Consider the following 14,033-nt stretch of genomic DNA (forward strand, 5'->3'; position numbering starts at 1 on the left):
GCTCTCTTCCCCCTTAACAATCCCCCAACCCCGACGACGTTAGAAGTGGTATGCCTCAGTGCTAAAGCCCCGCATGCGGTTTTGTTAAAATTTACAAATACAGTTTGGCTAAAAACTAAATTTAAAAGCCAAAAACTGAATTTAACCCCAAATTTCACTGAAGTCTCTTGCAGTCTTCATCTTTTATAGTGTATTCAAAGATTAGTTCGCCGTTTTCTGAGTAGAAAATTTCATCCAAGCTAACGCCGATGCTTAGCATATTTAAAATTTCTTTATCCTTGCAAGCGGTTCTTAAATTCTCTTTTTTTATAGCCTCGATAAATTCCAAAAGCTCTTTTTCTTCAAGCCTTTTGATCTCTTGCTTTCTTGCGTGTTTAACGGCGTATCTGTAGATGAGCGTGTCGCCAACGTTTAAGATATCGTTAAGCGTTAGCGTCGGCGTGCAGATAAATGGGAGCTTTTTTTTGTAGTATGTTGCGTGATTTTTCGCCGCCATATCTGGCGTAAGAGCCAGAGCAAGCGAGCAAAAAACCAGAGCAAAAAGGGCTACTCGCAACTACTCTTATCCAGCTTCAAATCAAAAAGATGCCTGCCCTCAAAGCCATAGCTACCACTTAGCGTGATGCCGCGATTTAGCGCAGCTCTTGCCATGCCTGAGTTGCAAAGCGCCTCTTTTCCGTTTTGATAAAATTCATCTTTTAAAGCCAAAATTTGAGCCTTGTTATAGCCTTTTAGCTTCTTTGTCTTGGTCTCATTTAAGACAAACTCACCATGTATGTTTAGTCCGTCACTGCTTACATCTTTTAGCGTGATCATCTCATCGACCCTGCTTGGTAAATTTGGCTTTGCGGTTTGGACGACAAAGGCTGGGATCTGCTTTGTATCAAGCTGATTTAGTATCTGCTCATAAACTTTAAACTCACTCTCTTGCACACCAAAAGCAAGGCTTGCAAGAGCTAATAAAACGATCTTTTTCACATATTACCTTTATATAAATTTTCTAGTGATATTTGGCGAGAGTTTGACCAAGATGTCGTAGTTTATCGTGCCAAAAAAGTTAGCCCAGACATTTGCGTCCTCAAAGACACAGACCCATTCGCCACTATCTTTGCAGCTAAAGCTATCCATCGAAATTTTGCCAAGTATCAGCTCGCCGTTTGCAAGCCTTAGCTCGCCAAGTCCATTGTATCTTAGCAGTCCGTCGCCATATCCAAGATCATAAGTAGCGACGTTTATATCATCTTTTGCTATAAATTTAGCCCCATATCCCACGCTTTGACCACTTTTTAAAACGCGTCTGCTAACGCGCTTTGCCCAAAGTGAAAGCACTGGCTTTAAATTTAAAGAGCTATTAAACTGGGCATATCCGTACTGAGCGATGCCTACGCGCACCATATCATCTTTTATCTCGCTCGCTCTTTCAAGGGCGGCTGAGTTGTGAGAGTGAAAGATCGGTTTTTTTATACCAAACTCATCACAAAGAGCTAAAATTTTCGCTTTTGCGGCGTTAAAATTTTCTCTTTGCACGAAATAATCAGCATTTAGCTCATCACTTGCGCGAAAGTGCGTATAAGCGCCAAGAAGCTCTAAATTTCTTCTGGCTAAAATTTCAAATGCATAATCAAGCTCGCTTATATCAAGCCCATTTCTATGCATGCCAGTGTCGATGGCGAGGTTGATTTTTGTATTTTCTTTTATCTTTAAAAGTGCGTCTATGTCGTTTATAGCGTAGGTAAATTTAGCGCTCTCATCGCCTGTTGGGATGTGCGAGAGGATCAAGATATTTTCAAAGATATCAGCGATCTCATTTGCTTCACACTCGCTCTTTACAGCGCAGTTTTTTATGCCAAATTTCTTAGCCTCGCTAGCTATGAGCCTTGCGCCGTGCCCATAAGCGTTATCTTTTAGCACTACGATAACATTTTCTTTTCCGCCAGCTTTGTCACAAATTTTCGTTAGATTGTGGATGTAAGCTGCTTTGTTTAGGTGTATCTCAGACATTAAAATTCACATCATAAGCTTTATAAACGTCAGGCAAGAGCTTTCTTACGTTGTAGTCAAATGCATAAAATTTAGCGTAAATTTCTTTTAGATCAGCCTCTTTAACCTTGCTAAAGTCAAAGACGTCAGTGCCATTTTTCTTTGGTACTTGGCGGTCTAGCTCAGCAAAAAATGCAGACCTCGCCTCTAAAATTTTCTCTATCTTCTCTTTTACTTCTTGAGATTTTTCCACTTCTACTCCTCTATAAAAATTTTCATCTCATCGCCATAAAGCTTGACATAAAGGGTCTTTTGACCTGCAAATTTATGCGTATCAGCAGCGTAATCCTCATAAAAACTCACGCGAAAGAGTTTGTCGTTTTTAAGATTTGGATAAGGTGTGATGAGAAAATTTGAAAAAGCGATATGTTTTTTCTCTTTTTTAGAAAAGATAGCTCGTTTCATATTTTTAAAATTTTCTAAGCTCATGCCGTCATATCGCTCAAAATCTTTATCATAAAATTTCAAATAGCTATTGATGTCACTCTCACTCCAAGTCTTTTTCCAGTTAAGAATTCCAGAGATGATCACTGCTATGTCGTTCGCGCTTGCTTCTGGACGCTTGTCCTCATAGATAAATGCGAGCGTTTTTTTGTGGTCTATAACTTCGTCAAATTTCATCAAGATGTCATTTTGCATAGCCACACAGCCTTTTGTCTTTAGCTCATCTGTCCTTTGACCATCGAGCGGATAGCCATGTATCCAGATGCCGCTGCCATTACGTTTTGCAAGTTTATCAAGTAAATTTGGATATGAAAGAGAAAAGGCAAGAGGTCCAAGATATCTGTCATTTGGCGTAAATCTACGTGTGAGCTGATAGACGCCAACTGGCGTTTTTAGGTCGCCCTCAAGCAGTTTGTCGCCATTTTTGCCAACGATTACACTTGAGCTAAAGAGTTTTTTTGTAACTCCGTCTTTATAAGAGATGACCTCAAGCTCTTTGTCAGTCTTATCAACCACGCTTAGAAGTATCTCGTTGTCGTAATATCCGTATCTAACGTCCTTGTCTTTGAGCTTGTTTAGCCAGTAGTCCTTACTTAAAATATTTTTTTCAATGGCTTCTATGACAGCAGATGGGCCATTTTTTAAGTAAATTTCTTCGTAATTTTGGGCAAAAAGACAAGGCGCTAACGCGATGAAGAAAAATAGTATCTTTTTCAAGTGAAGTGTCCCAAAAAGTAAAATTTAGTGCGTAATTATAACCTAAAAAATTTCAATTTTTAAATTTTAAAGGGAATTTTAGTTTCTTTATATGTATAATCTGAAAACCATTATTAATTTACCATAAAGGAAAAAATATGAAAAAACTTGTTTTTGGTGCATTGCTTGCGGCTTCTACACTAATGGCAGCTGACATCAGCCTAGAAAATGTCAGAGCAAGAGACACAAAGCCTGGCACAAACAACAGCGCTATTTTCATGAATATCAAAAACGCTTCAAATGCCGATGTAAAGCTAGTTGGCGTTCATTCAAGTGTTTGCAAAAGCACTGAAATCCACACTCACAAGATGGAAAATGGCATGATGGCTATGGTTCAGGTTGAAGACGCTGTTATCCCAAAAAATGGCGAGACTAAGCTAGCACCTGGCGGTCTTCACATCATGCTAATGGATCTAAATAGACCTATAAAAGATGGTGACAAGGTTGATCTGGAGCTTAAATTTAGCAACGGCGAGGTCATAAAGCTTGATAATATCGGAGTAACCAAAAACTTTAAATAATGAAAAAAATTCTAATCCTTTTTTCACTCATCTTTATCGTAGCAGGCGCTTTTTGGATAGGTCATAAATTTATGGTCAGCAAAGAGGATCCGCCTGAATTTGCCGATGTAAATACATCGCTTGATCCTCTAAAATGCGATCTAAACAAAGATGCTTGCGAGGTGAAATTTAATGGCGTTAAGCTAAAGATAGACATCTCGCCAAGACCGATCTTTGCGATGAGGCCATTTAGCTTTAAGATCATTAATGGCAAAAATTTAGAGCTAAAAGATCCAAACCTTGCCATCGATGGCATAAACATGAACATGGGTTCTATAAAGGCAAGGCTTGATCGAAGAGGCGATAATCTAATAGCACAAGTCGTGCTAAGTGCTTGCGTGGTCGATCTTATGAGGTATAGGTTTAAGCTGCTTGATGGCGAAAAAGATACTGGTTTTTTTGTCGATCTCGATCTAAAAATGTAAGGGCAAATGATGAAAAAGACACTTTGGGGCTTAATAATAATCTTAATATGTGCTGGTCTTGCGATGCTTTTTATAAAGCCAAACAAGTATGATTTTAAGGCGCTTTCAGAGCATGGCGAAGTGAGCCTTAAAAACTATAACGGCAAATATAAAGCGATATATTTTGGTTATCTTTACTGCCCCGATGTCTGCCCTACTACGCTCTCTCTTGTGGGCGATGAGCTAAATAAACTAAAAAGAGACGACTTTGAGCTACTTTTCATCACTCTTGATCCTGATCGTGACACGCCTGAAAATTTAACCCTAATGGCAAAAAATTTCTACAAAGATGCAGACGGACTAAAGATGAATGATCTACCAAAAGTTGTGAAAAACTACGGCGTAAAATACCAAAAAGTGCATCTTAAAAACTCTGCTATGGGCTACTCTGTCGCTCACAGCTCCGCTATCTATCTACTAGATAAAGAGGGGAATTTCTACAGCGAAATTTCAAATTTAACTAACGAAAATATCAGAGAAAATCTTTTAAATTTAATAAAAGATAGACCTTAAATTTATCTTATAGATCAAAATTTCTTACTTTTAAAGAAAAACTTCTTAAACAGCTATACAATTCTTTTTAAACTAGCCGATATAGACAACATAAAATCATATGTAAAGGAATTCGTGTGAAGTCAATCACCAATAAAATAGCGCTAATGTTAATAGTTGCTCTATGTATTTCGTTTGTGGCTATGTCAGCTGCTAGTTACTACACCGCTCAGAACAAGACAACCGAGCTAGTCACACAAGCTCAGCGCCAAATTCTAAAAGATGTTAAAAATGCAATGGATATATTTTTTAACAATAATCTTCATATCGTGGATAGTATGTCTTCTATCCTGTCTAAGCTAGATGAAAACCGCAACGGTATCGACGCTATCTTAGCTCAAGGCAAATCGATGTCAAATAAAGAAGTTGGACTTGTTTATGCTGGCTATAATGACGGTGCGATGTACCGCTCAAATGGCAAAAACGAAACCCCAAAAGATGGCTATGATCCAAGGGCTAGAGACTGGTATAAACTAGCTAAAGAAAAAAATGGCATTACCTTTACTGATCCGTATATATCTTCTTCTTTAAAACAAATGGTAATAAGCTTCGTTGCTCCTATAAAAGATGCCGGCGTTGCAGCTACAAATGTTAGTATCGAAGAGCTAAGCAAAGAGATCATGAGTATCAGCAAGACTGATTATAGCTATGCTTTTGTTGCAGATAAAGATGGTAAGATCATCATCCACCCTGATAAAAATATAATAAATACAGCCCCTGAACTAACCAAAAAGTTAATCGAGCGATACAAAGCAAAGGATTTTGACGAGAATGGTCTTATACTATATAAAAATTTAAAAGGTGAAGACTTATATGCTGACTTTATAGAACTAAACGATCGTGGCTGGCTAGCTATATCTGCTATGCAAAAAGATGTATTTACCACAAATACTATGCCCCTCCTAAAGATCCAGCTAATCCTAGCAGTGCTATTTATCGTTATCCTCTCAGCATTTGTCTATTTCTTACTTAAAAAGTCTCTTAACCCTATAAAAACTATCCAGTCTAAGCTTGATGATCTATTTAAATTTGTAACTTACGAAGCAAAAGCACCAAGCAAGCTAGAGGTAAGATCAAATGATGAATTTGGCGAGATGAGTAAAGCTATAAATGAAAACATCGATAAAGTTGTAGCCGGCATCAAAAAAGATAGCACTATGATAGATGAGCTAAATAAGGTAGCAAATTTAATGATCAAAGGAAACCTTGGAGCAAAGATAGGCTCAACTCCAAACAACCCATCGCTAAATGAGCTAAAAGAGCTACTAAATAAATTCTTTACATCTATCTCAGCAAATTTAAAGGGCATAACAAATGTTCTTAGCTCATATACTAAAAACGACTTTACAGCAAAGGTTGAGATAAATGAAGAGCTAGAAGCCGATCTAAAAGCTATGATACTTGGAGTATCAAATATGGGTGAGGTAATTTGCACTATGCTAAACTCAAATTTAAATGATGCCAAGATGCTTGAAGAAAAGGCTACAACTTTGGCTTTAGCTATGAAAGAGCTTACACAAGGTGCTAGCACACAAGCAAGCTCACTTCAAGAAAGTGCAGCTGCAGTAGAACAAATGTCTAGCTCAATGAATGCCATCTCTCAAAAGACAGCTGATGTTATAAGACAAAGTGATGAAATTAAAAACATCATAACTATCATTAGAGATATAGCAGATCAAACAAACCTTCTAGCTCTTAATGCAGCAATAGAAGCTGCACGTGCAGGAGAGCATGGTAGAGGATTTGCCGTCGTTGCTGATGAAGTTAGAAAACTAGCTGAGAGAACTCAAAAATCACTTGGTGAGATAGAAGCAAATACAAATGTATTAGCTCAATCAATAAATGAGATGAGTGAATCAATCAAAGAGCAAAGTGAAGGTATCAATATGATCAATCAATCAGTTGCTCAAATAGATCACCTAACAAAAGAAAACGTAGTAATTGCAAATAGAGCTAATGAAGTAACAAGTGATGTTGATAACATGGCAAAGACAATAGTAAGTGAAGTAAGAAAGAATAAATTTTAATCAAACTACTTCATAAATCTTCATAAATTTCAACCTGGTTTAGACTGGGTTGGAGTTTTTTAATCCTTTTAAATTCTAAATCTTAAATTTAATCTTTGTGCTTATCTATAAATTTCAAATTTAGCACTCAAGAATAATCTATTAAATTTTAAAATTTCATGAACGAGTAATTTCGGCTCTAAAATTTGAGCTAAGCGGTAAGCGAAGCCAAATTTTAGTAGTCAATTCTTGCGAGTGAGTGAAAATTTAAAATTTGTAAATTAATCTAATCAAATTTAAATGTTTGCTTCTTTGTTAAGGGGGAAGAGGCTTGAATTACGAAGTCGCTCCCTTCCCCCTTAACAATCCCCCAACCCCGACAACGTTAGAGGTGGCATGCTTTAGTGCTTTGCACTGCATGCGATTTATTGCTTTAAATTAAATTTTACCTCACCTTATAGTGCACGCTACCGCCATATGCGATATCTTCGGCTTTTACGTCATCGCTTGTTAAAATTTCACTTATCTTGCCGTTTGCTTCAAGCCTCTCTCTATTCTCCTGAGCGTCTTCTTGATAGCTATAAACCATCGCAACGCTCACCACGCCGCTAATGCCCTCTATCATCTTAAAAACTCTGATCTCATCTTCGATGCTCTCTGAGCTAACTACCACCACGATCCTATCTTCTGCGTCAGTGATGATCTCGCACTCTTTTAGCTTGCTTATCTCGCCTTTTACGCTCTCATTTTTATTATCTGTATAGACTATCAGGCTTGAAATATTCATCTAACTCTCCAAAATAAAATTTTCTTCTCATAAGCAGAGGTTACGACCTCGTTGTCGCTTATGAAAACTATGCTATTTATCGTGCTTTGACCAGTTTTTAGCATCGCGATCTTATCCAAAGTGACGCTATCAACCAAATTTACATCGCTCATCTCATCGCTCATATACGCGGCGATCTTGCCGTCACTACTAAGTCCCACGCCATAAACCAAAAAGCCAGTATTTATCTTTTTTAGCGTCCCAGCTGAGAAGATGCCAGCGATCCTGTCGGTGCCTCCGCTGATCATGACACCATTTTTATAAGCGATGTCGTAGATATTATCAGTGTGGATGTCTAAAATTTTGTCCATCTTTTTGGTGCGAACGTTGTAAAAATAGACCTTGCCACTCTCACAAGCGATCGCTAGCGTGCCTCTATCTTCGCTTATCTCCATGTCTGAGAGCATTGCGATAGAGATCTTAAAACTATCATAAATTTCGCCACTTTTTAGGTTTAAAAAGTAAATTTCATTGCTGATCGAGGCAAGTGCGACGTGCTCTCCGTCTAAAAATAGAGCTTTTTTTATCGCTTGATTAGCCATTTTTATGCTTCTCATCTGCCCATCTTCTCTTATATAAAGTACCTTTGTAGCGTAGTCGCCCTCGCTTAGGATGAGTATCTTACCATTTAATTCATCGACATTTAAAATTTTTGGCCTCTCATGGTCGCTAACGTAGGTTTTTATATCATCCATTTTAATAATCTCGTCAAATTTAGACTCTTTTGGATCATAAATTTCAACCGTGCCACCATCAGTTGCGATAAAAAGTTTGCCATTTATCAGCGTGGTGTTAAGCACATTTGCGCTAGCTTCTATCTCTTTAATAGGCGTTGTGATCTCATTTGCAAAGATAAAATTTAGCAAGCAAAAAAGAAAAAACAAAGCTCTCATAAAGCCTCCATCTCAAGCGAATTTTTAAAACAAACATCAAAGCACTCGCCGCAGCTTACGCAGTTTTGATTGACTATGGGACGAAAAACGCCAAGAAACTCAACTGCTTTAAATTTACAAGCGTCAAGGCAGTTGTAGCAAATCGTGTCGTTCCACGCCAGGCAGCTTGCTACGTTGATGCTAACCTTTGCGTTTATGCTCTTTGGCGAGTTTAAATTTAGTGTTCCTCGGCCGCTACTTTGACAAGCTTTCGCACACTCTTCGCAAAAGTCGCAGCCTAGCTTTTTAACTTTAAAAACAACTCTTTCATTTTCAAAGCTAAGAAGCTCTTTTTCACACGCACTTACGCAGCCAGCCTCACAGCCAGCGCAGTCAAATTCACCGCTAAAAAATGGTGGGTTTATAAATTTGGGAGCAGGTTTTGCCCCCAAAATTTTGCTAAAAAGCTCGCGCCTGCTTTGCATTACTTAACGCCGTCATTTAAAACGTCTAGTAAATTTGACTTGTGTGAGCCATTTTTATCTCTAAAGTCAGGCTTAAATTTATTGCCAACAAGCTGAGTTACGCCATTTTGTTGCTCGACGTGGCAAGTTGTGCAGTTATATCTCTCATCATCAAGCTTGCCCGCAAGATATTTTTTATTTCTGATGTCATAAAGGTGAGAAGCAGGGATCGGAGTAGCTCCGCTATCTTTTGCAAACTCAGGCATGTGGCAGGTTACGCACATATTTGAATCTTTTGTGATAGGCACCAAGCCCTCAGTGTCGTGTGGGATAAATGGAGGTGCATTTTCAAAAGATCTATCAAATCTCTTTGCCATACCTGCTGGCTCTTTTGTATAGTTGATGTCTTTTAAAACAACGTCTTTATCATCTAACAAATCGACATTTCTAAGGCCGATTTGCGAATCACTAATGCTTGGATTATTCAATGCACATGCCGCTAAAAAGGCAGCGCATAGTGCTCCAAGCGCCATTATTTTCATTTTCATTTTTCTCTCCTTAAATTTCTAATACTAAAATTTAGCGCCCCATCACCGCAAACGTCGATACATCTACCGCAGCTTATGCACTCGCTTGAGCTAACCGCGCGGCTCTCTTTACCGATCATATCTAGCACTTGCACCTCTGGGCAGATGAGCTTGCACTTCATGCATTTTGTGCAGGCATTTGCGTCGTGTTTTACTCTAATAAGAGCAAATTTTGATATCACCGCGTAAAATGCACCAAGTGGGCAGACATGTGAGCAAATTCCACGCTTTAACACGAACATATCAAAGGCCACTATGCCAAGGGCGATGCCAATGGCGCTAACTGAGCCATAGATAATGCCACGCTGGATGATACCTATAAAGCTAATGCTCTCAAACGCTGGCAGCGAGAGAGCTAGGCTTAAGATAAGAGTGAGCGCTAGCAAGTAGTAGCGCAAATTTTTACTTACGTTTAAAATTTTTTCACCCTTAAAGCCAAATTTCTCTCTTAGCTTGTAAGCAATGTCCGTTAGTAAATTTACTGGGCAAACCCATGAGCAAAACGCCCTAGAAGCGATGAGCGCGTAAAATGCAAAGACGATGATAGCGCCGATTGCCGCATTTATGCCTACGCTAAAGCTTGCTAGTAAAATTTGAAGCACCGCAAATGGATCGCTTAGTGGAATTTGTCCAAAAAGCGAAGATGAGCTTAAATTTCCGCTAAGTATCTTAAACCCATAAACATTTCCTAGGATAAATAGCACTAGGATAGAAATTTGAGTTATTCGTCTTAAGATTAAAAATTTCATAGCTCACCACCATTTAGATAGTCAGTCGCCTTTTTGATGTCGAGCTTTATCTTGCTGTTGGCATCATCCACGCGCCTTTCATCTTCTTTTATCCAGCCTTTGACGTAGTTATCGCCAACTTTGCCAAGCACAACCTCGCGGTTTAGCACGGTAATGGCTGCTTTTTCGGTGATACAGGCTCGCTCGCACACGCCACAACCTGTGCAGATATCGCTATCAACAACTGGGAGTAAAAACGCATGCTTTTGCGTCCTTTCGTTGCGGCGATACTCGAGATATAGGGCTTTGTCTAAAAGTGGACAGGCTCTATAACAAGCGTCACACTGTATGCCCCAGTATGCCACGCAGTTTTTCATATCGACCACTGCAACGCCCATTTTGGCTTTGTTTATGTCTAGTTTGCCAGCTGTGCTAACTAAATTTGCATCTAGTGCCCCAGTCGGACAGACTGGCACGCAAGGGATATGCTCGCACATATGACAAGGAATTTTTCTAGGCTCAAAATAAGGCGTACCAATACTTATGCCATCTTCTAGCGAGGCAAGTTTTAGCGTGTCAAATGGACAGGCCTCTACGCAAAGTCCGCACTTGATACAGCTTTTCAAAAACTGCTCCTCTGCTTTCGCACCAGGCGGTCTAAGAAGTACAAGCGGTGAGGCTTTGGCACTAAGTGACCATACAAAGCCTCCGCCAAGAGCTAAGATCGCTGCCTTAGCTCCAAATTTCAAAGCTTCTCGCCTACTTGAAAATTCCATATCAGCCACTTTTACGCCTTGTAAATTTTAACCGCGCACTTTTTATAGTCTGTCTCTTTTGAGATCGGGCAAGTAGCGTCAAGGCAGACTTTATTTATAAATACGTTTTCATCAAAGAAAGGCACATAGACAAGTCCTACTGGTGGCTTATTTCTACCTTTTAGATCTACTCTTGCTTTTACCTTGCCACGGCGTGACTCGACCCAAACGATCTCGTTTTGAAGCACGCCAAGCTTTTTAGCGTCATCTTCGTGCATGTAGCAAAGCGCCTCTGGGACGGCTCTATAAAGCTCAGGAACACGCATAGTCATCGTGCCTGTATGCCAGTGCTCTAGAACACGGCCAGTACATAGCCAGAATGGATAATCTTTGCTTGGCATCTCACATGGGTCCATGTAAGGGCGGAAGAAAATTTTTGCTTTGTTTGCAAGAGGAGTTTTCTCTTGATTTTTCACACCTTTTAGATCGCCTGTTGGAAGGGCTGCGTTTTTGTTGCCGTAGAATGCAAATTTATCATTTGGAGCGGCTTTTTTCGCGTATGGGTCAAATTTGGTGTTAAATCTCCACTGAGTCTCTTTACCATCGACAACTGGCCATCTAAGACCTCTTACTCTGTGGTAAGTGTCAAAGTCAGCTAGGTCGTGGCCGTGGCCAACGCCAAATTTTCTATACTCTTCCCAAAGATATTTGTGGATGAAAAATCCATATCCTTTAAATTCTTTACCATCTGAGCCGATCACTTTTCTGCTGTCGCCAAAGACTTCTGTATTGTCATAGTTTTCCATGATCGGATCGTTTGCGCTAAATTTCTTAGCATCTTCATTTGCAAAAAGCACGTCAAATAGCGTATCTTCTTCGCTATATCCCATAGCTTTTGCAGCCTCAAGCACGCTTGGAAGTGTCACTTTGTCATTTAGCTTTTTCTCGCCCCAAACATCTTTTAGTTTAAAGCGCTTACTAAACTCAAGCATCTGCCAAATATCAGGCATCGCTTCGCCAACAGGGAGCACTTGCTGCCTCCAGTGCTGTGTCCTTCTCTCAGCATTACCGTATGCGCCCCATTTTTCGTAAATCATCGCAGTTGGGAGGATAAGGTCAGCTACTTTTGCAGAAATTCCTGGATAAGGGTCACTTACGACGATGAAGTTGTCCATTTCGCGAGCTGCTTTGATCCAGTGGTTTGCGTTTGCAGTGTTTTGCCATGGGTTATTTACTTGAACCCAGATAAATTTAACCTTGCCATCTTCAAGATCACGCATCATTTTTACATAGTGTGAGCCTGGTACGGCATTTAGTGTGCCAGCAGGTAGTTTCCAAAGTTTTTCAGTGATCTCTCTGTGCTTTGGATTGCCAACAACCATGTCGGCTGGCAAGCGGTGAACGAATGTTCCAACCTCTCTTGCTGTTCCGCACGCACTTGGTTGGCCAGTTAGAGAAAAGGCACCTGAGCCTGGAAGTGCTTGCTTGCCAAGTAAGAAATGCACCATATAAGCTTGCTCATTTACCCATGTACCGCGCTGGTGTTGGTTAAAGCCCATAGTCCAGAAACTCACGACTTTGCGATTTTTCTCGATGTAAAGATCAGCAAGTGCTTTTAATTTTTTCTTAAATTCATTAATATCTTCGTTTGGATCGCCTTTTGCTACCTTAGCTGTAAAGTCAAGTGTGTAAGGCGCAAGAGCTTTTTTAAACTCTTCAAATGTTATTTGCCAGTGATCGCCAGCTTTTGCAGCATTTTTGTTTTCTAGCGTATCGCCAGCTTTTAGGCCAAGGTAAGAAAGCGTAACGCCCTCAGCCTCGCTTAGCACCTTTGATTTTTCAGTAGCAGCGGTGTCTAGCTCGCTTGGAGCATATTTTTTGTGGTGGATGTCTGGACGAAGACCATATCCGATATCAACTGGGCCAGCTGTGAAGACGCAGTGTTTTTTAACAAACTCTTCATCGATCATCTCAGGATGGTTATAGACTATCTCACGAGCGATGTAGTTCCAGATCGCAAGGTCAGATGACGGAGCAAAAATGATCTCGATATCGGCTAAATTTGATGTTCTAGTTGAGTAGGTGCTTAAATTTACGACCTTTACTCTATCAGGATCGCTAAGCTTTCTATCGCTCACGCGCGCCCAAAGGATCGGGTGCATCTCAGCCATATTTGCGCCCCAAGCTATGACAGTATCTGTTAGCTCGATGTCATCAAAGCAGCCTGATGGCTCATCGATACCAAAAACTTGCATAAAACCAAGAACCGCACTTGCCATGCAGTGTCTTGCGTTTGGATCGATACTGTTGCTTCTAAAGCCACCTTTCATAAGTTTAACCGCTGTGTAGCCCTCTGGGATAGTGTATTGACCAGAGCCAAGCACGCCAACGCCGTGAGGTCCAAGCTCGTCATAAGTCTTTCTAAACTGAGCTTCCATCACGTCAAATGCTTGTTTCCAGCTTACTTGCTTAAATTTACCTTTTTTGTCAAATTCGCCCTTTTCATTTACGCGCAAAAGTGGATGAGTGATCCTATCTTCGCCGTACATGATCTTAGCGTTAAAGTAGCCTTTTATGCAGTTTAGACCGCGGTTTACTGGCGCTTCTGGGTCACCTTTTACAGCTACTATCTTGCCCTCTTTTGTAGCAACCATGATGCCACATCCGGTTCCACAAAATCTACAGGCAGCCTTATCCCAACGCCAGCCTTTTTCAGCTTCGTTTGCCGCACTTAGCGAGCTTGGCACAGCGATACCGGCACTAGCACAAGCAGCACTAGCTGCAGCACTTTTGATGAAATCTCGTCGATTCATTTTTTCTCCTTCAAAGATTTAAACAAATTTAAGAGATATTACTCTCATTAAACTTATTTACCCCTGATTTACATAGATAAAAATTTCAATAAACTTAAGATATAAAATTACATATTAGTTTAAGAAAATTTATATAAATAGCCCATTCTAAAAGAAGTAAGATGAT

Annotated in this window: 16 protein-coding genes and 1 pseudogene; 5 read left to right on the forward strand and 12 right to left on the reverse strand. The window is 39.9% G+C overall.

Going from position 1 to position 14,033, the window contains the following annotated elements:
• Window positions 1–154: 154 nt before the first annotated feature.
• Genes F3G86_RS02730 through pgp2 form a run of 5 tightly spaced genes read right to left on the reverse strand, consistent with a single transcriptional unit; the run spans window position 155 to window position 3,201 of the window.
• Window positions 155–556, reverse strand: coding sequence for a flagellar protein FlaH (locus tag F3G86_RS02730; RefSeq protein WP_149722909.1), 402 nt, complete (start codon window positions 554–556; stop codon window positions 155–157).
• On the reverse strand, window positions 547–978 hold the full coding sequence (locus F3G86_RS02735; protein WP_103596742.1) for a peptide deformylase: 432 nt from the start codon (window positions 976–978) through the stop codon (window positions 547–549). The genes F3G86_RS02730 and F3G86_RS02735 overlap by 10 nt, the downstream gene beginning before the upstream one ends.
• Before the next feature lie 9 nt (window positions 979–987).
• A complete protein-coding gene (locus F3G86_RS02740) occupies window positions 988–2,001 on the reverse strand; it encodes an alanine racemase (RefSeq protein WP_149722910.1) in 1,014 nt (337 codons plus the stop codon).
• A complete protein-coding gene (gene cmeU / locus F3G86_RS02745) occupies window positions 1,994–2,233 on the reverse strand; it encodes a CmeU family protein (RefSeq protein ID WP_009294264.1) in 240 nt (79 codons plus the stop codon). Before cmeU ends, F3G86_RS02740 begins: the two co-directional genes overlap by 8 nt.
• Window positions 2,234–2,235: 2 nt before the next feature.
• Window positions 2,236–3,201, reverse strand: a complete 966-nt coding sequence (gene pgp2 / locus F3G86_RS02750; RefSeq protein WP_021085203.1) for a cell shape-determining L,D-carboxypeptidase Pgp2 — start codon at window positions 3,199–3,201, stop codon at window positions 2,236–2,238.
• 137 nt (window positions 3,202–3,338) lie between these two features.
• On the opposite strand from pgp2, the gene F3G86_RS02755 reads away from it, so the two are divergent.
• From F3G86_RS02755 to F3G86_RS11325, 5 genes and pseudogenes are all read left to right on the forward strand, one after another.
• Entirely contained in the window at window positions 3,339–3,761 is a 423-nt protein-coding gene (locus F3G86_RS02755) for a copper chaperone PCu(A)C (protein WP_103603284.1), read from the forward strand.
• Window positions 3,761–4,225 (forward strand): hypothetical protein, encoded by a 465-nt coding sequence (locus tag F3G86_RS02760; RefSeq protein WP_149722911.1) that lies wholly within the window; start codon window positions 3,761–3,763, stop codon window positions 4,223–4,225. The genes F3G86_RS02755 and F3G86_RS02760 overlap by 1 nt, the downstream gene beginning before the upstream one ends.
• 9 nt (window positions 4,226–4,234) lie before the next feature.
• Window positions 4,235–4,777 carry an SCO family protein gene (locus tag F3G86_RS02765; RefSeq protein WP_103607078.1) on the forward strand — a complete coding sequence of 181 codons (543 nt, stop codon included), beginning with the start codon at window positions 4,235–4,237 and terminating at the stop codon, window positions 4,775–4,777.
• A gap of 275 nt (window positions 4,778–5,052) precedes the next feature.
• A pseudogene (locus tag F3G86_RS11150) lies at window positions 5,053–5,643 on the forward strand (PDC sensor domain-containing protein); the annotation flags it as partial.
• 759 nt (window positions 5,644–6,402) lie between these two features.
• A complete protein-coding gene (locus F3G86_RS11325) occupies window positions 6,403–6,843 on the forward strand; it encodes a methyl-accepting chemotaxis protein (protein WP_410369198.1) in 441 nt (146 codons plus the stop codon).
• Window positions 6,844–7,267: 424 nt separating this feature from the next.
• Here F3G86_RS11325 and F3G86_RS02775 read toward each other — a convergent pair whose 3' ends face one another.
• The 7 genes from F3G86_RS02775 to napA are packed head-to-tail and all read right to left on the reverse strand — an operon-like array spanning window position 7,268 to window position 13,867.
• Window positions 7,268–7,609: a chaperone NapD gene (locus F3G86_RS02775; protein WP_002939660.1), complete on the reverse strand. Its 342-nt coding sequence runs from the start codon at window positions 7,607–7,609 to the stop codon at window positions 7,268–7,270.
• Window positions 7,606–8,541 (reverse strand): WD40 repeat domain-containing protein, encoded by a 936-nt coding sequence (locus F3G86_RS02780; protein WP_149722913.1) that lies wholly within the window; start codon window positions 8,539–8,541, stop codon window positions 7,606–7,608. Before F3G86_RS02780 ends, F3G86_RS02775 begins: the two co-directional genes overlap by 4 nt.
• Window positions 8,538–9,005, reverse strand: coding sequence for a 4Fe-4S dicluster domain-containing protein (locus F3G86_RS02785; RefSeq protein ID WP_149722914.1), 468 nt, complete (start codon window positions 9,003–9,005; stop codon window positions 8,538–8,540). Before F3G86_RS02785 ends, F3G86_RS02780 begins: the two co-directional genes overlap by 4 nt.
• Entirely contained in the window at window positions 9,005–9,532 is a 528-nt protein-coding gene (locus F3G86_RS02790; RefSeq protein WP_149722915.1) for a nitrate reductase cytochrome c-type subunit, read from the reverse strand. Before F3G86_RS02790 ends, F3G86_RS02785 begins: the two co-directional genes overlap by 1 nt.
• Window positions 9,529–10,320, reverse strand: coding sequence for a quinol dehydrogenase ferredoxin subunit NapH (gene napH, locus F3G86_RS02795; RefSeq protein WP_149722916.1), 792 nt, complete (start codon window positions 10,318–10,320; stop codon window positions 9,529–9,531). The genes F3G86_RS02790 and napH overlap by 4 nt, the downstream gene beginning before the upstream one ends.
• Window positions 10,317–11,075 carry a ferredoxin-type protein NapG gene (gene napG, locus F3G86_RS02800; RefSeq protein ID WP_411160685.1) on the reverse strand — a complete coding sequence of 253 codons (759 nt, stop codon included), beginning with the start codon at window positions 11,073–11,075 and terminating at the stop codon, window positions 10,317–10,319. The genes napH and napG overlap by 4 nt, the downstream gene beginning before the upstream one ends.
• A gap of 11 nt (window positions 11,076–11,086) precedes the next feature.
• Window positions 11,087–13,867, reverse strand: a complete 2,781-nt coding sequence (gene napA, locus F3G86_RS02805; protein ID WP_021093269.1) for a nitrate reductase catalytic subunit NapA — start codon at window positions 13,865–13,867, stop codon at window positions 11,087–11,089.
• Window positions 13,868–14,033 lie beyond the last annotated feature (166 nt).

It is taken from the genome of Campylobacter concisus, from assembly GCF_902460595.1.
Taxonomy (GTDB): domain Bacteria; phylum Campylobacterota; class Campylobacteria; order Campylobacterales; family Campylobacteraceae; genus Campylobacter_A; species Campylobacter_A concisus_BL.

Excerpts from the sequence above, each read along its gene's own strand:
- F3G86_RS02740 (WP_149722910.1), bottom strand. The coding sequence starts at position 2,001 with ATGTCTGAGATACACCTAAACAAAGCAGCTTACATCCACAATCTAACG.
- F3G86_RS02755 (WP_103603284.1), top strand. The coding sequence starts at position 3,339 with ATGAAAAAACTTGTTTTTGGTGCATTGCTTGCGGCTTCTACACTAATG.
- F3G86_RS02760 (WP_149722911.1), top strand. The coding sequence starts at position 3,761 with ATGAAAAAAATTCTAATCCTTTTTTCACTCATCTTTATCGTAGCAGGC.
- F3G86_RS02765 (WP_103607078.1), top strand. The coding sequence starts at position 4,235 with ATGAAAAAGACACTTTGGGGCTTAATAATAATCTTAATATGTGCTGGT.
- F3G86_RS11325 (WP_410369198.1), top strand. The coding sequence starts at position 6,403 with ATGAATGCCATCTCTCAAAAGACAGCTGATGTTATAAGACAAAGTGAT.
- F3G86_RS02775 (WP_002939660.1), bottom strand. The coding sequence starts at position 7,609 with ATGAATATTTCAAGCCTGATAGTCTATACAGATAATAAAAATGAGAGC.
- F3G86_RS02780 (WP_149722913.1), bottom strand. The coding sequence starts at position 8,541 with ATGAGAGCTTTGTTTTTTCTTTTTTGCTTGCTAAATTTTATCTTTGCA.
- F3G86_RS02785 (WP_149722914.1), bottom strand. The coding sequence starts at position 9,005 with ATGCAAAGCAGGCGCGAGCTTTTTAGCAAAATTTTGGGGGCAAAACCT.
- F3G86_RS02790 (WP_149722915.1), bottom strand. The coding sequence starts at position 9,532 with ATGAAAATGAAAATAATGGCGCTTGGAGCACTATGCGCTGCCTTTTTA.
- napH (WP_149722916.1), bottom strand. The coding sequence starts at position 10,320 with ATGAAATTTTTAATCTTAAGACGAATAACTCAAATTTCTATCCTAGTG.
- napG (WP_411160685.1), bottom strand. The coding sequence starts at position 11,075 with ATGGAATTTTCAAGTAGGCGAGAAGCTTTGAAATTTGGAGCTAAGGCA.
- napA (WP_021093269.1), bottom strand. The coding sequence starts at position 13,867 with ATGAATCGACGAGATTTCATCAAAAGTGCTGCAGCTAGTGCTGCTTGT.